11 protein-coding genes are annotated in these 15,546 nt (G+C 68.4%); 8 read left to right on the forward strand and 3 right to left on the reverse strand.

What is annotated here, in order from left to right; all coding sequences use genetic code 11:
- Positions 1-38: 38 nt before the first annotated feature.
- The 4 genes from IEX18_RS00595 (at position 39) to IEX18_RS00610 (ending at position 4,576) form a co-directional block, all read left to right on the forward strand.
- Positions 39-1,049 (forward strand): DNA topoisomerase IB, encoded by a 1,011-nt coding sequence (locus tag IEX18_RS00595; RefSeq protein WP_188656688.1) that lies wholly within the window; start codon positions 39-41, stop codon positions 1,047-1,049.
- Positions 1,050-1,051: 2 nt separating this feature from the next.
- Positions 1,052-2,212 carry a mechanosensitive ion channel family protein gene (locus IEX18_RS00600; RefSeq protein ID WP_188656689.1) on the forward strand — a complete coding sequence of 387 codons (1,161 nt, stop codon included), beginning with the start codon at positions 1,052-1,054 and terminating at the stop codon, positions 2,210-2,212.
- A gap of 94 nt (positions 2,213-2,306) precedes the next feature.
- Positions 2,307-3,434, forward strand: coding sequence for a hypothetical protein (locus IEX18_RS00605; protein WP_229664283.1), 1,128 nt, complete (start codon positions 2,307-2,309; stop codon positions 3,432-3,434).
- Between the two features lie 377 nt (positions 3,435-3,811).
- Positions 3,812-4,576, forward strand: coding sequence for a hypothetical protein (locus tag IEX18_RS00610; protein ID WP_229664284.1), 765 nt, complete (start codon positions 3,812-3,814; stop codon positions 4,574-4,576).
- A gap of 6 nt (positions 4,577-4,582) precedes the next feature.
- Here IEX18_RS00610 and IEX18_RS00615 read toward each other — a convergent pair whose 3' ends face one another.
- Entirely contained in the window at positions 4,583-7,522 is a 2,940-nt protein-coding gene (locus IEX18_RS00615; protein WP_188657760.1) for an L-glutamate gamma-semialdehyde dehydrogenase, read from the reverse strand.
- Positions 7,523-7,688: 166 nt separating this feature from the next.
- Between IEX18_RS00615 and IEX18_RS00620 the strand changes: the two genes are divergently transcribed.
- The 3 genes from IEX18_RS00620 to IEX18_RS00630 all read left to right on the forward strand — a co-directional run bounded on the left by IEX18_RS00620 (position 7,689) and on the right by IEX18_RS00630 (position 9,974).
- On the forward strand, positions 7,689-8,150 hold the full coding sequence (locus tag IEX18_RS00620; RefSeq protein WP_188656691.1) for a MaoC family dehydratase: 462 nt from the start codon (positions 7,689-7,691) through the stop codon (positions 8,148-8,150).
- 39 nt (positions 8,151-8,189) lie between these two features.
- Positions 8,190-9,368 carry an acetyl-CoA C-acyltransferase gene (locus tag IEX18_RS00625; RefSeq protein WP_188656692.1) on the forward strand — a complete coding sequence of 393 codons (1,179 nt, stop codon included), beginning with the start codon at positions 8,190-8,192 and terminating at the stop codon, positions 9,366-9,368.
- Between the two features lie 123 nt (positions 9,369-9,491).
- Entirely contained in the window at positions 9,492-9,974 is a 483-nt protein-coding gene (locus IEX18_RS00630; protein WP_188656693.1) for a pyridoxamine 5'-phosphate oxidase family protein, read from the forward strand.
- Positions 9,975-10,045: 71 nt separating this feature from the next.
- Here IEX18_RS00630 and IEX18_RS00635 read toward each other — a convergent pair whose 3' ends face one another.
- Positions 10,046-11,278, reverse strand: a complete 1,233-nt coding sequence (locus IEX18_RS00635) for a polyhydroxyalkanoate depolymerase (protein ID WP_188656694.1) — start codon at positions 11,276-11,278, stop codon at positions 10,046-10,048.
- A 139-nt stretch (positions 11,279-11,417) separates the two neighbouring features.
- Here IEX18_RS00635 and IEX18_RS00640 point away from each other — a divergent pair, with 139 nt between their 5' ends.
- Complete coding sequence (locus tag IEX18_RS00640; RefSeq protein ID WP_188656695.1) at positions 11,418-13,202, forward strand: ABC transporter transmembrane domain-containing protein; 1,785 nt, start codon at positions 11,418-11,420, stop codon at positions 13,200-13,202.
- A 30-nt stretch (positions 13,203-13,232) separates the two neighbouring features.
- Here the strand turns inward: IEX18_RS00640 and rnr are convergent, their stop codons facing one another.
- Entirely contained in the window at positions 13,233-15,461 is a 2,229-nt protein-coding gene (gene rnr, locus IEX18_RS00645) for a ribonuclease R (RefSeq protein WP_188656696.1), read from the reverse strand.
- Positions 15,462-15,546 lie beyond the last annotated feature (85 nt).

Consider the following 15,546-nt stretch of genomic DNA (forward strand, 5'->3'; position numbering starts at 1 on the left):
GGTCCGCGCATTGGTCGAGGTGGAACGGAAGGGTCACGATGGCTGTCAAAATCATCTACTCGGATGACAGTAAGCCCGGGATTTCACGGCGAAAAATCGGAAAGCACTGGGCCTATTTCTCTGCCGCCGGAGACCGGATCACCAATCGCGAGGAGATCGACCGGCTGAACCGCATCGGGCTGCCGCCCGCCTATACCAAGGCCTGGTTCAACCCGCGGGCGAACGGCCATATCCAGGCGGTCGGCTGGGACGAGAAAGGCCGCAAACAATATCGCTACCATGCCGACTTCCGCGAGGCGCAGGAGGCGGCGAAATACGAGCGGTGCGCACAATTCGGCCTGTGCCTGCCGGCGCTGCGCAAGCGTGTGGAAGCCGATCTGCGGCGGCGCAGCCTGTGCAAGGAGCGTGCGGTCGCCGCAGTGATCCGGCTGCTCGACGGCGGCCATATCCGCATCGGCAACGAGGCCTATGCCGAAGCCAATGAGAGCTTCGGCGCGACGACGCTCCGCAAGCGCCATGCCCGGCTACGGGGCGCGACGCTCAAGCTTCAGTACAAGGGCAAGTCGGGGAAGATGCGCACCCTGACCCTCACCGACCGGTCGCTCGCCAGTACGGTGCGGCGGATGCAGGATCTCGAGGAGCAGCACCTGTTCGCCTGGGTCGACAGTCATGGCGAGGCGCGACCGGTCACGTCGTCGGACGTCAACGCCTATATCCGCGAGGCGACCGGGACCGATTTCACGGCGAAGCATTTCCGGACCTGGTGCGCCAGCGTGGTAGCCTTCGAGACCCTCGCGCGGGCAGAGGCGGATCTCAGCCTCAAGGCGTTGTTGGAGCCCGTGGTCTCGCGGCTCGGCAACACGCCGGCGATCGCGCGCAAGAGCTACGTCCATCCCTCGCTGATCGATCTGGTCAAGACGGGCCAGGCCGCCTTTCGCCGCCAGCTGCGGCTGCCACGGGCGAGCCGCCACCTCAGCCGCGAGGAGCGCGGGCTGATCCGATTCCTGGAAGGACTTGCGTCCGCCGAGACGCTCGCCAAAGCAGCCTGACCATGTCGAAGACCGCCAATGCCACCGAGCCGCTGTTCGATCCCAGCGGCGTCCACGCCCAGCTTTCCGGCCTGCTGACCGCCAGCGCGGAATGGATCCAGAGCAACTGGCTGCGGGTCGCCATCGCCTTCGTCATCGGTGCGGTGATCGTGCTGGCGCTGCATGGCGTTCGCAATCTCGGCGAGAAGCTCTGCCATCGCGATCGCCGGGCCGCCGGCTGGGGCCGGGTCGCCGGCCGGGCGGTGATGCGGACGGGCAATTTCTTCATCGTCATGCTCGCCGCCAAGCTGGTCAGCGGCTATGCGGGCGCGCCCCGTCAGGTCGCCGCGACGATCGACTTCCTCTGGACGATCGCGTCCGTCTTCCAGGCGGCGATCTGGGCGCGCGAGCTCGTGCTGGGCACGATCGAGCACCGCACCAGCGCGGAGGGCTATCAGGGCGAGGCGCTGCTCTCCGCCATGGGGCTGATCCGGCTGCTCGTCACCGTCGTGCTGTTCGCGATCGCGCTGGTCGTGGTGCTCGACAATCTCGGCGTCAACGTCACCGGCCTCGTAGCGGGTCTGGGCGTCGGCGGCATCGCGATCGGTCTCGCCGCGCAGGGCATCTTCGGCGACCTGTTCGCGGCGCTCGCGATCATCTTCGACCGTCCCTTCCGGCGCGGCGACAAGGTCTCCTATGACCAGACCAGCGGCGTGATCGAGTCGATCGGGCTCAAATCCACCCGCATCCGCGCATTTTCCGGCGAGATGCGGGTCATCTCCAACCGCCAGCTGCTGGACAAGGAGATCCAGAACATCTCGAATCGCGATCATGTCCGGGTCGGCTTCACCATCGGCGTCGCCTATGAGACGCCCCCGGACACGCTTGCCCGCGTGCCCGCGATCCTGAAGGAAGTCGTGGAGGCGGAGGGCGCGACCGTAGCCAGGTCGGGTTTCGAGAGTTTCGGTGCGAGCTCGCTCGATTTCGTCTTGCAGTTCGACGTTCCGGGCGACGACTGGCCAACCGCCCATGCCACCCGCGACCATATCCTCGTCGCCCTCCTGCGCCGCTTCGCCGCCGAAGGCATCACGATCCCCTACCCGACCCAGACGACCTTCACCGCCGCGCCGGACGGCCGGCTCGTCATGCCCTATGCCGTACCGGACCATCCCCTAAAGTCCTAAAGTCCGTTCCGCGGAGAACATTGACCGAACCTCCGTCGTCCGAGCAGTTTCGTCGGACAATTCGCACAACGCGAAATCGCGGGGGGACGGTCATATGGTGAGCAGAACAGCTTTGGTGGTCGCTTTGGCGTCGTTGGCGGCGGGCGGCGCGGCGCTGGCAAAGGATCTCACCGTCAAGGTCGACGCCAAGGCCGTGCCCTGGGATGTCCGGGCCAATCCCCGGATGCGCGTCGGCGCGAGTGACGGACGTCCCCCGGTCGTCGTGATGGACGCGGCGCTGAAGCAGGGCGTCAACGTCACCTTCCGCGCCAAGGGCTCGATGTCGGCGGGGCGGGGCTATCGGATGCAAGGTCCCGATGGGGATCAGGAAATCACTTATGATCGCGAGCGGGAATATATCCTGCCCAGTCACTATATGCGGTCGGCGATGGGCCGGACGTACCTGATGCAACTGGTCGGGGCGTTCCTGTCGGGCGACGGCAAGATCGTCTCCGAACCCTTTCCGATCGGCTCCGGCACCACGGTCAGCGTACCGGCCGGCGCGTCGGCGATCTCGCTCGGCATCAACGACAGCACCTATTTCGACAATTCGGGCGTCGTGACGGTCGACATCCACATCCCGGAGGCGACGGTGACCGTGGAGGATGCGGGCGGCTCGCCAGAGGCTCCCTCCGCAAAGCCCAATGCGGCAGCCGCCGCGGCCAGCGGCACCGCTTCGCCCGCAGCGGAACCCGCTGCCGAGGCCAAAACGAAGCGCGTGGTCGTCTCGGTCGATGCCGCCTCCGCGCCATGGGACGTCAAGACCAATGCCGAGCTCGTACCGCTCGCGGCGCCGGGCTCCAAGCCGCCGGTCGTCGTTCCGATCGAGGTGCCCGCTGGCAAGATCCGCATCCTCGCCGAAGGCACCACCGACACGGTGGAAACCAAGGCGATCGGCCCGGTCGGCAACGAGAAAAAGGCCGTCAACGACAGTGCGGCACCGGGCAATCAGCGCTATCCCAGCTTCTACATCCCGAAGCTGATGTACCCGGCGTACAAGCACGCGCTGCTGGGAATCTTCATTGACGAGAAGGGTATGATCGTGAGCAGGCCCTTCCCGATCGGCAACGGCGTCCGCATCTCCATTCCGGCCACCGCGGCCGGTCTGGCTCTGGGCTTCAACGACGCCGACTTCACCGGCAACAGCGGCTCGCTCAAGGTGCTTGTGGAGACCCCCGAATGACCCCGAGCCCGTTCGAGCAGCCGAGTCGGTTTTCGATCCATTCGCTTTGATCGAGCCGTTTTCCTGGCGAATGTCGGGATCCACGAAACAATACCCGCTTGTCGCCCCGGTCCGTGCCGGGGCGACAGGTCCGGACAGCTGGGTCGAACAACCGGCGGCGACCAGACCGCGAATCGGCGCGGCGCGGTTCGCTTAGGATGGCGGCTACGACCCGTGTGGCCACAGCCCGCCTGTGCTCGGCCGGAGAGATCGCGCGTCGTGGACCGGTAGCGCGAAGCGCCGGCGCAGCCGAGGGCGACATCGCCGCGCCGGAGGCGCCGAGGATTACCGAAAGTAAACTTGCCGTGGGCAGGGCCGCATCGTAACCCGCCGCCTGCATGGCGTCGTCGTCCTATCGCCCGGCGCCCCAGCGGCAGGGCCACCATCCCGTCCGTCGCGCGCTGTCCTTCGCGCTGGCGGTGGGTGCCCATATCTTGGTCATCCTGTTGCTGCTGCGACTGGCCCCCGACACGCGCACGCCGCCGGAAGAGCCGCCGCTCAACACCTTCACCCTAGACGCCGATCGCCCCAATGCGCGCGCCGCGGTCAAGGCCACGAAGGTCACGCGGACCTCCGCACAGTCGGCGTCGGCATCCAGCCGAGCCGCGACACCGCCTCCCCTGCCGACGCCGAAGCCGACCGAGGAGAAGGTCGAGTGGCCGACCATGCTCGCCGAGAATTTCGATCTCGCCAAAGTGCCGAAGGGGAGCCGGGGACAGGCCGCCGACGAGGGCCGCGGCGACACCGATGCCAGGGGCGACAGCGCGGCGGCCTACGGACCCGGCGCAGGCCCCGGCGGCGCTCGGCTGTACAATGCGGACTGGCAGCGCGAGCCGACGTCGGCGGAAATCAACGGCTATCTACGAAAGGGAGCACCGCCGGACAGCTGGGCCGAAATCGCCTGCCAGACGGTGCCCGACAATCGCGTCGACAATTGCCGCGTTCTCGGCGAGTCGCCGATCGGATCGGGGCTGGGCCGGTCGATGCGCGAGGCCGCCTGGCAGTTCCGCATCCTGCCGCCCCGGATCGGGGGGCAGAAGCAGATCGGTGCATGGGTCCGCATCCGCATCTCGTGGACGGGGCGTGGCGCGGACGTGCGCTGACGGCGATCAGATTCCGCCTTCGTCGAGGCTGAGCAGCGTCGCATTGCCGCCCGCCGACGTGGTGTCGACGGAGACGGCGCGCTCGGTACAGAAGCGATAGAGATAATGGGGCCCCCCGGCTTTCGGCCCCGTGCCCGACAGGCCCTCGCCACCAAAGGGTTGCGATCCCACCACGGCGCCGATCATCGACCGGTTGATGTAGAGGTTGCCGACCGCCGCTTCGGCCTCCGCCACCTCGGCGGCGCGGGCGATGCGGCTGTGCAGTCCCATGGTCAGGCCATAGCCCTTGGCGTTGACCCGCGCGATCGTCTCCGACAGCGTGCCCGCGTCCCAGGTCGCGACATGCAGGATGGGGCCGAACCATTCCTGCTGCAGGTCCTCGACGCGGTCGAGACGGATCAGCGTCGGCGGAACGAACAGGCCCTCGCCGGGAGCGGCGACGGTCTTCAGCCAGCGCTCGCGCGTGCCGTCGCGATAGGTCATCAACCTATCATAGGCAGCCCGGTCGATCACGGGGCCGACATCCGTTGCGGGATCTCCCGGCGCACCGAGCCGAAGCGTGTCCATCGCGCCCTTCAGCATCTCGATCACCGTGTCGGCGACGTCGGCCTGTACCAGCAACAGCCGCAAGGCCGAACAGCGCTGCCCCGCCGAGCGGAAGGCGGAGGTGGCGACGTCGGCAACCACCTGCTCGGGCAGTGCGGTGGAATCGACGATCATGGCGTTGATCCCGCCCGTTTCCGCGATCAGCGGCACGATCGGCCGGTCGTCGTCCTCCAGCAGCGCCCGCGCGATCCGCTTGGCGGTGGCGGTCGATCCGGTGAACGCGACGCCGGCGATCCGCGCATCCGCGGTCAGCGCCGCCCCGACCTCGGGCCCGCCCGGAACGAGGATCAGTGCGTCCTGCGGCACCCCCGCCTCATGGGCGAGCGCCACCGCGCGCGCGGCGATGCGCGGCGTCTGCGGCGCCGGTTTGGCGACGACGGTGTTGCCCGCGACCAGCGCGGCCGCGGTCTGCCCCAGGAAGATGGCGAGCGGGAAGTTCCAGGGCGCGATCGTCGCCCAGACGCCCCGTCCGTCAAGGTGGAGCGTGTTCCGCTCGCCGGTCGGGCCCGGCAGCTCCTGCGGCATCAGCCGGGCGCGCCCCTCGCCGGCATAATAGCGGCAGAAATCCGCAGCCTCGCGCACCTCGCCGATCGAATCCCCTATGGTCTTGAAGGCTTCCTGGACGCAGATCGCCATCAGTTCCTCGCGATGCCGCTCGAGCAGGTCGGCGAGCCGCTCCAGGATCGCCGCGCGTTCGCCGACCGGGGTGGCGGACCAGGCGGGAAAGGCCGCCGCCGCACGGTCCACCGCCGCCGTCACCGCGCCAGAGTCGGCGGGCACCACCGGGGCGGCGTCGAGCGGTGCGTTGACGGCGCGCACGGTGGCCTCCAGGGTCGGTACGTCGCTGAGGTCGAGCCCTTCCGAGTTGCGGTGGCCGGGCGCGAACAGGTCGCGCGGCAACGGGATGCTGGCATGACGCGTGCCGCCGACGGCGGCGATCTTCGCGACCGGGTCGGCCAATATCTCCGCTTCAGACAGGCGCTCACCGGCCAGCTGGTGGACGAAGGAGGAATTCGCGCCGTTCTCCAGCAGCCGGCGGACGAGATAGGCGAGCAGGTCGCGATGCCCGCCGACCGGCGCGTAGATCCGGCAGTGATAGCCCTGCTCGCGCACCAGCCGCTCGTAGAGGCCGTCGCCCATCCCGTGCAGCCGCTGGAACTCGAAGTCGCGGCTGTTGCCGGCCCATTCCAGGATGGTGGCGACGGTCAGGGCGTTGTGGCTCGCAAAGGCCGGGCGGATGTTCTCGGCCGCCAGCATGTCCCTCGCCACCGCGAGATAGGAGACGTCAGTCGCCGCCTTGCGGGTGAAGAGCGGATAGTCGACGAGGCCTTCCACCTGGGTGCGCTTGATCTCCGAATCCCAATAGGCGCCCTTGACCAGCCGCACGTTCATGATGCGATCAAGGCCGTTGGCCCAGGCGACGACGGGACGGGCGCGCTTGCCATAGGCCTGCACCGCCATGCCGAACCCGTCCCAGCCCTTGAGGCCCGGCAGCGCGGCGACCGTACCGATGATGTCGAGGCTCATCTCCAGCCGCTCCGATTCCTCGGCGTCGACGGTGAGCGCGATGCCCTTTGCCGCGGCCTGGACCGCCAGCGCCTCGAGCATCTCGGTCAGCGCCGGGACACATTCGTGGCGTCGCGCCACCTCGTAGCGCGGATGCAGCGCCGACAGCTTGACCGACACCGAATGCCCGGCGGCCGCGTCCGATCCGACCGCCTCGATCGCTCCGACATAGGCCTGGAAGTAGCGGTCGGCATCCGCGAAGGTGCGCGCGGCCTCGCCCAACATATCGAAGCTGGCGGTGAAGCCCTTGTTCTCGGGCTTCTTCATCCTGCGCATCGCTTCGTCGATGGTGCGGCCCATGACGAAGATCTCGCCCATCATCTTCATCGCCGCGCCGACCGCCTGCCGGACGAACGGTTCGCCCGCGCGGCTGATGAGGCGGCGCAGCGGACCCTGATCGCCCTCCCCGACCAGCGCCCGGCCGACGACCAGCCCCCAGGTGGCCGAGTTGACCAGCCGGCTGTTCGAGCGGCCCGCATGGGCCCGCCAGTCGGCATCGCCGAGCTTGTCGGCGATCAGCAGGTCGGCGGTTTCCGGATCGGGCACGCGCAGGAACGCCTCGGCGAGGCTGAGCAGCGCGACGCCCTCCGACGAGTTGAGGCGATATTCCTGCAGGAACTGGTTGACCCAGCCCCGCCCCTGCGCCGCTCGCAGGTCCGCCAGCAGGCCGCCAGCATGGCCCATGATCCGCGCCCTCGAATCAGGACCCGTGGCAGCCCGGTCCAGCAACGGCTTTAGAACATCGGGTTCGGGCGCACGGTACAGCTTGGCCATGGTTTCACGGGCGTGGGACGTTACGGCAGCGGTCATTATCGAACTTTCGGTGCGGCAAGGCTTGCGGCGCGGGGCCGCCGGGGCCTAGAGGATGTGCAGCGCTTAGCGCCAAATATGCGCCGAGGCCAAATGGCGGATGGCGCCGGACCGCGGATAGGGGAGTGACGTGGCGACCATCGCCGTCGACCGATTGTCGTCCATCATCGGCCAGCCCTTCCTTTCGGAATGGGTGCTGATCGATCAGGCGATGATCGATGCCTTCGCCGCCGCGACCGGCGACCGCCAGTTCATCCATGTCGATCCGGTCCGTGCCGCGGCCACGCCCTTTGGCGGCACCGTCGCGCACGGGTTCCTGACCCTGTCGCTGATGCCGATGCTGCTCGACCGATCGGACATGCCCCGTCCCGAGGGCGTGCGGATGGCCGTCAACTATGGCTGCGATACGCTGCGCTTCGTGGCGCCGGTGCGGTCCGGTACGCGCGTGCGCGGCCGCTTCACCCTCCTGTCGCTCGTCGAGAGAAGGCCCGGTGTCATCACCCAGACCGTGGAATTCACCGTCGAGATCGAGGGATCGGACAAGCCCGCGCTCGTCGCCGAATGGATCGGCCAGCTCTTCGTCCAATCCTGATTCTGCAGCCCTCTCCTCCGTCGAAAGGACCCGACCGCCATGCGTTCCGCCGTCATCGTTTCCACCGCCCGCACCCCGATCGGCCGCGCCTATCGCGGCGCGTTCAACAACCTCCCCTCGCCGAGCCTGTCGAGCCACGCCATCCGTGCGGCGGTGGAGCGTGCCAAGCTGGACGGGGGCGAGGTCGAGGACGTGGTGTGGGGCGCGGCGCTGCAACAGGGCCATCAGGCCGGCAACATTGCGCGGACCGCGCTGCTCCGTTCCGGCCTGCCGGTGACCGTGCCGGGCATGTCGCTCGACCGTCAGTGCGCGAGCGGCCTGATGGCGATCGCGACCGCGGCGAAGGAGATCGTGGTCGACGGCATGGATATCGCGATCGGCGGCGGCGTGGACTCGATCAGCCTCGTCCAGACGCCCAAGATGAACATCGCACCCGATCCGGAGCTCGTCGCGCTCCACAAGGACATCTACATGCCGATGCTCCAGACCGCCGAGGTGGTGGCCAAGCGCTACGGCATCAGCCGCGAAGCGATGGACGCCTATGCGCTCCAGTCGCAGCAGCGCACCGCCGCCGCGCAGGCTGCCGGACGGTTCGATGACGAAATCGTACCGGTCACCGCGACGATGGCGATCGTCGACAAGGAGACCAAGGAGGTCAGCCATCGCGAGGTTACGCTGTCGAAGGACGAGGGCAACCGCGCCGACACCACGATCGAGGGCCTCTCGTCGCTCAAGCCGGTGCTCGGCCCCGACTATACGATCACGGCCGGCAACGCCTCGCAGCTGTCGGACGGCGCGTCGGCCAGCGTGCTGATGAGCGAGACGGAGGCCTCGCGCCGCGGCCTGACCCCGCTCGGCCGCTATGTCGGCATGACGGTCGCCGGCACCGAGCCGGACGAGATGGGCATCGGCCCGGTCTATGCCATTCCGAAGCTGCTCGAGAAGAACGGGCTGAAGATGGACGATATCGGCCTCTGGGAGCTGAACGAGGCCTTCGCCGTCCAGGTCCTCTATTGCCGCGACACGCTGGGCATTCCCGACGAACTTCTCAACGTCAACGGCGGCGCGATCTCGATCGGTCACCCCTATGGCATGTCGGGCGCGCGGATGACCGGCCATGCGCTGATCGAAGGCAAGCGCCGCGGCGCGAAATATGTCGTCGTGACGATGTGCGTCGGCGGCGGCATGGGCGCGGCGGGCCTGTTCGAAGTCCTGTAAGCGCCTCACCGAAAGACATGATTGGGCCGGCGGCGAAGCGGAGGCGCTTCGCCGCCGGCTTGACTTGCCGCAACCAACCTCGGCGCGCCTCGTTCTCCTGCCGACGTTTCAGGAGAGACCATCATGGCCGACCACGACAATCCGCAGGAGATCGCCGCCAAGTTCCTCGCCAAGGTGAAGGAGAGCCCCTTCATCATGCTCGGCCTGATGGATGGCCAGCATTCCGAGCCGATGACGGCGCAGTTGGACGACGATCAGCCCAACACCATCTTCGTCTTCGCCGGCCGCGACAATCGCGCCGCGGGCGGTGGCCCGGCGATGGTGCAGTTCGTCGGCAAGGGCCACGACTTCTTCGCCTGCCTGGCCGGCCGCGTCAGCCGCGACAATGATCGCGGCCAGATCGACAAGCTGTGGAACAAGCAGGTCGAGGCCTGGTTTCCGGGCGGCAAGGAGGATCCCAACCTCACCCTGCTGCGCTTCGACGTCGAGTCGGCCGAGCTGTGGGAGACCGACATCTCGCTGTCGGGCCGGGTGAAGATGCTGTTCGGCGGCACGATCACCGCCGACGAATCGTCCAGCCACGCCAAGGTCGGCGCGATCGGCTGAGGCAGCCACCGGTTCGTCACGAGGGCGCCGGCGCCAAGGAAGGAGCTGGCGCCCTGATTGCGTCCTGGGGGTCAGGCCGCGTTCGCGGCCATCCACTCCTCCACGACCGGAGCGATCCGGTTGCGCCAGCGCGAACCGTTGAAGATCCCGTAATGGCCGACGCCTTCGGCCATCAGATAGCGCTTCTTCGCATCCGGCAAGCCGGTCGCCAGCGTCAGTGCCGCCTTGGTCTGGCCAAGGCCGGAGATGTCGTCGCGCTCGCCCTCGATCGCCAGCAATCCGACATCCTTGATCGCGCCCGGATCGATCCGCTGCCCGCGATGGATATATTCGCCTTTCGGCAGCGCATGCGTCTGGAACACGACATCGATCGTCTGGAGGTAGAATTCGGCGGTCATGTCGCACACGGCGCGATATTCGTCGTAAAAGGCCTTGGTCGCCGCCGCGCCCTCGCCGTCGCCCTGGACGAGATGTTTGAACATCCCCCAGTGCGAGATCATGTGATTGCCGAGGTTCATCGACATGAAGCCGGCGAGCTGCAGGAAGCCCGGATAGACCTGCCGTCCCGCCCCCGGATACGTCATCGGCACGGTGACGATGACGTTCTGCTCGAACCACGCATGCGGTCGCCGCGTCGCCAGGGTGTTGACCGCCGTCGGCGCCTCGCGCGTGTCGACCGGGCCACCCATCATGGTCAGGGTGAGCGGACGCAGCGGATGCTCCTGCGCGCTCATCAGCGCCGCGGCGGCATAGGCCGGCACCGAGGGCTGGCATACCGCGAGCATATGCGCGCGGCCCGATCCGTCGCGACCCATCGCTTCCAGGAACTCGACGAGATAGTCGACATAATCGTCGAGGTCGAAGCGCCCGTCCGCCAGGGGCACCAGCTTGGCGTCGCGCCAGTCGGTGATGTGCACGTCCGCGACCGGCAGCATCCGCTCCACCGTGCCGCGCAGCAGCGTGGCGTAATGGCCCGACATCGGTGCGACGATCAGCAGTTTCGGACCACCTTCCACACCGTCTCGGCGGAAGCGCTTCAGCTGGCCGAACGGCTTGCGGAGCACGATCTCCTCGGTGACGCGAACTTCTCGCCCGTCGATCACCGTATGGTCGAGGGCGAACGCGGGCTTGCCGCGGGGCGCGGCGGCGTGGGCGAATACCTCCAGCGCCGAACCGACGATCGCGCCGCCACCGAGATAGGCAAAGGGATTGGCGGGATTTTGCAGCCATTCGGCACCGAAATTCGCCATGGCGCTGGCGCCGGCCAGCATGGATCGCTGCATTTCATAGGCGTTGTAGAGCATGCGCTCTCCTTATCCCGGATTGGTTGCGCAGTGGTAATGGTAATGCTGCAATCGTTAGAACGCGCCGGGCATATCTTCCGTTCACATTGAGCGGCGCAGCCGATTGAGCGCGTCGACGGCCCCTGCTAGGCGGACGGCCATGGCGAAGACCGACGTGCCGCCCGCAGAGCGCCCAGAGCGCCGTCGACTGGGCGAACTCAGCATGGTGTGGCGGCATGCCGCACGCTATCCCGGGCGGATCGCCATCGCGGGGGCGGCGCTGGTCACGACTTCGCTGGCGACGATCGCGATTCCCTATGGGTTCAAGCGCGTAGTCGACCGCGGCTTCGGCGCCGGCACCAGCGAGTCCTTCGCCGCCTCGTTCCACTATCTGCTGATGATCGTCCTCGTGCTGGCGATCGCCACCGCGATCCGCTTCTACAATGTCTCCTGGCTGGGCGAGCGGGTGGTGGCGGATATACGGCGCGAGACGCAGGGCAATCTGCTGCGCCTGTCGCCCCGCTTCTTCGAGGAGAACAGGCCCTCGGAGATCGCCTCGCGCCTGACGTCCGACACGGCGATGATCGAGATGGTCGTCGGCAGCACCGCTTCCGTCGCGCTGCGCAACGCCTTCACCGGCGTCGGTGGCATGATCTATCTGTTCGCGATATCCCCCAAGCTCGCCGGCATGCTGATGCTGGGCATCCCGGCGATCATCCTGCCGATCGCGCTGCTCGGCCGCCGGATCCGCGGCTATTCGCGCACGTCGCAGGACAAGGTTGCGATGGTCGGCACGCTGACCACGGAAACGCTGGGCGCGATGCGCATCGTCCAGGCCTTCGGCCAGGAGGCCCGCGAAGGCGAGCGCTTCGCCGAGGCGGTCGAGGACACGTTCGTGGCGGCGAAGAAGCGGAACGGCCTGCGCGCGGTGATGACCGCGATCGTCATCGGCCTGGTCTTCGGATCGATCACCCTCGTCCTGTGGGAGGGTGCGATCGACGTGGCGGCCGGACGCCTGTCCGGAGGCTCGATCGCCGCCTTCGTCCTGACCGGCGGCATCGTCGCCGGCGCGTTCGGTGCGCTGACCGAGGTCTATGGCGAACTGCTTCGCGGCGCCGGCGCGGCAAGCCGCCTCGCCGAACTGATCGACGAACGGCCCGAGATCGCGGCGCCGGCGCGGCCGGTCGCGCTTCCGGTGCCACCACGCGGCAGCATCCGCTTCGAGGACGTTCGTTTTCGCTATCCGACCAGGCCGGAGGTCGCGGCGCTCGACACCTTCTCGCTCGACGTCGCGCCGGGCGAGACGGTGGCGGTGGTCGGGCCGTCCGGCGCCGGCAAGTCGACGCTGTTCCAGCTCGCCGAGCGCTTCTACGATCCCGAGCGCGGTCGCGTGCTCGTCGACGGCGTGCCGCTTGTCGAGGCCGATCCGGCGGCGGTACGGGCGCGGATTGCCATGGTGCCGCAGGAAACCGTGATCTTCGCCGCCTCGGCCCGCGACAATCTGCGCTACGGCCGGTGGGACGCGCCGGACGAGGCCCTGTGGCAGGCGGCGGAGGCCGCCAATGCCGCGACCTTCCTGCGCGCCTTGCCCGAGGGGCTCGACACCTATCTCGGCGAAGGCGGCGCGCGCCTGTCGGGCGGGCAGCGGCAGCGCATCGCGATCGCCCGCGCCCTGCTTCGCGACGCCCCGATCCTGCTTCTCGACGAGGCGACCAGCGCGCTGGACGCGGAAAGCGAGCGGCTGGTGCAGGAAGCGCTGGAGCGGCTCATGGCCGATCGCACCACCCTGGTGATCGCGCATCGGCTTGCGACCGTCCGCGCCGCCGACCGCATCATCGTGATGGATCACGGCCGGATCGTCGAGCAGGGCAGCCATGCCACGCTCGTCGCGCGCAGCGGGCTCTACGCGCGGCTCGCCAGCCTGCAGTTCAGCGAAGCGGCCTGAGCCGGCGCTTGCCGGGCCGGGTCGGCGGCCCTAGCGACGTTTACCCTGGTGCCGGATGTTCGCCGGGCGCCCGCGCCGCTTGATCACGCGGGCTTGCCGCGGCGGCTCGGCCTGGCGGCCGCCGGGAAGCTCGAACCGCAGCGCGCCCGACACCGGGTTGGCTTCGGCCAGCCTGAGCCTCAGCCGCTGGCCCAGCGCATAGACGTCGCCGCTGTCCTCGCCCGTCAGGGTCCGCCCCGCCTCATCATAGCGGAAATATTCGCCGCCCAGGTCGCGGACCGGCATCAGGCCATCGCCGCCCACGCCCTCGACCGTGGCGAAGAAGCCGTAATTCTGGACGCCGGTGATGCGCGCCTCGACCTCCTCGCCGATATGCTCGGCCAGATAGGCGGCGACATAGCGGTCGATCGTGTCCCGCTCCGCCTCCATCGCGCGCCGTTCCAGCTGGCTGATCGCCTCGCCCATCCGCGTCATCTCGTCGGCTTCGGGCAGCGACCCGCCCGGACCGAGGTCGTAGGCGCCGACCAGCGCCCGATGCACGACCAGGTCGGCATAGCGGCGGATCGGCGATGTGAAGTGCGCATAGCTGCCGAGCGACAGGCCGAAATGGCCGTGGTTGAGCGGCGCGTAATAGGCCTGGGTCTGAGTGCGCAGCACCTGCTCCATGATCTGCGGCCGGGCGTCCCTATCCCCGACGCAATCGAGGATGTGGTTGAAGGTGGCGGGCTTCACCACCTGCCCGAGCGCAAAGGCGATGTCGAAGGTGGCGAGATAGTCCTTGAGGGCGACCAGCTTCTCGCGGCTGGGCGGCTCGTGCACGCGGTACATGACCGGCGCCTTCTTCGCCTCCAGCGCCTTCGCCGCCGCGACGTTGGCGGCGATCATATAGTCCTCGATCAGCCGATGGGCGTCCAGCCGCTCGCGCGGCGCGACCGACAGGATGCGCCCCTTCTCGTCGAGCACCACCCGCCGCTCCGGCAGATCGAGATCGAGCGGCTCGCGCTTGTCGCGCGCCTTTGCCAGCGCCCGCCAGCAATTCCACAGATCGCGAAGCGGCTCCAGCAGGTCCGCGGCAGCCTCCTGCGCAAGGGCCGCCGAGGTCGGCTGCCCGTCGATCAGCGCCTGCGCATCCTCATAGGCGATGTTGGCGGCGATCCGCACGGTCGCGCGGGTGAAGCGCCACGCCTTGAGGGCGCCGGTCTTGGCGATCTGGAGGTGGCAGGCAAGCGCCGCCCGATCCTCGCCTTCCTTCAGCGAACACACGTCGGCGGAAAGGATCTCGGGCAGCATCGGCACGACGCGATCAGGGAAATAGACCGAATTGCCGCGGTTGCGCGCCTCGCGATCCAGCGCCGAGCCGGGACGGACGTAGAAGGAGACGTCGGCGATCGCGACGATCGCCTTCCACCCGCCCGCATTGCCGGGATCGTCGTCCGGCGTCGCCCAGACCGCATCGTCATGGTCGCGCGCGTCGACCGGATCGATCGCGACGATCGGCAGATGAGTAAGATCCTCGCGCCCCGGCCCGAGCGCCTGGGCCGCGACCTGCCTCGCCTCGTCGAGAGCCTCGGTCCGGAACACGTCCGGAATGCCGTGCTTGTGGATGGCGATCAGCGAGAAGCTGCGCGGCGCGAAGGGATCGCCCAGCCGCTGCACTACCCGGACCGTGACCCGCGGCGGCCGCCCCGCAACCTCGCACAGAACGAGATCGCCGGCCTGGGCGTCGCCGGCGTCGGACACCGGATATTCGCGCCGCTCCTTCTTCTCGATCCCGGTCAGCCAGAGCCGGTCGCCTTCGCCGCGCAACACGCCGAGCAACTGCTCGGACGCGCGCGCGAGCAGCTTCATCGGATGGGCGGTCCAGCCATGGCCCGTCTCCTCGGTCCGCGCGAGCAGGCGCTGGCCGATGGCGAGCGCGCCCCGCTTGCGCTCCCGCACCCGGATGCGCGGAACCGGCACGCCATCGGCCTCCCACCGCTCGGGCTCGGCCCAGACATTGCCGCCGTCATCGACGTCGACCACCCGGATCACGGTGACCTTCGGCAGCCCGCCCATCTTGTGGAAGGCGCGACCGGGGGCGCTGTCGATCAGCCCCTCGTCGGCCATGTCCTTGAGCAAAGCCTTGAGCCCGATCTTCTGCTGCGCGGTCAGCCCGAAGGCGCGCGCGATCTCCCGCTTGCCGGCGGGCGCGTCGCTGTTCTGGATGAAATCGAGCACCTGCTCCCGACTGGGCAGGCCGGCCGACGGACGCCGGGCCATCAGGACGCCACGCCGGGTACAGGATCGAGGACGACGCCTGCCGCGCGGACGCAGCAGGCACGGGATCGGCAGAACAGCATGTCGG

The sequence above is a fragment of the Sphingomonas metalli genome (assembly GCF_014641735.1).
Taxonomy (GTDB): Bacteria; Pseudomonadota; Alphaproteobacteria; order Sphingomonadales; family Sphingomonadaceae; genus Sphingomonas; species Sphingomonas metalli.

Excerpts from the sequence above, each read along its gene's own strand:
- IEX18_RS00640 (WP_188656695.1), top strand. The coding sequence starts at position 11,418 with ATGGCGAAGACCGACGTGCCGCCCGCAGAGCGCCCAGAGCGCCGTCGA.
- IEX18_RS00595 (WP_188656688.1), top strand. The coding sequence starts at position 39 with ATGGCTGTCAAAATCATCTACTCGGATGACAGTAAGCCCGGGATTTCA.
- IEX18_RS00600 (WP_188656689.1), top strand. The coding sequence starts at position 1,052 with ATGTCGAAGACCGCCAATGCCACCGAGCCGCTGTTCGATCCCAGCGGC.
- IEX18_RS00615 (WP_188657760.1), bottom strand. The coding sequence starts at position 7,522 with ATGGCCAAGCTGTACCGTGCGCCCGAACCCGATGTTCTAAAGCCGTTG.
- IEX18_RS00610 (WP_229664284.1), top strand. The coding sequence starts at position 3,812 with ATGGCGTCGTCGTCCTATCGCCCGGCGCCCCAGCGGCAGGGCCACCAT.
- IEX18_RS00635 (WP_188656694.1), bottom strand. The coding sequence starts at position 11,278 with ATGCTCTACAACGCCTATGAAATGCAGCGATCCATGCTGGCCGGCGCC.
- IEX18_RS00605 (WP_229664283.1), top strand. The coding sequence starts at position 2,307 with ATGGTGAGCAGAACAGCTTTGGTGGTCGCTTTGGCGTCGTTGGCGGCG.
- IEX18_RS00625 (WP_188656692.1), top strand. The coding sequence starts at position 8,190 with ATGCGTTCCGCCGTCATCGTTTCCACCGCCCGCACCCCGATCGGCCGC.
- rnr (WP_188656696.1), bottom strand. The coding sequence starts at position 15,461 with ATGGCCCGGCGTCCGTCGGCCGGCCTGCCCAGTCGGGAGCAGGTGCTC.
- IEX18_RS00630 (WP_188656693.1), top strand. The coding sequence starts at position 9,492 with ATGGCCGACCACGACAATCCGCAGGAGATCGCCGCCAAGTTCCTCGCC.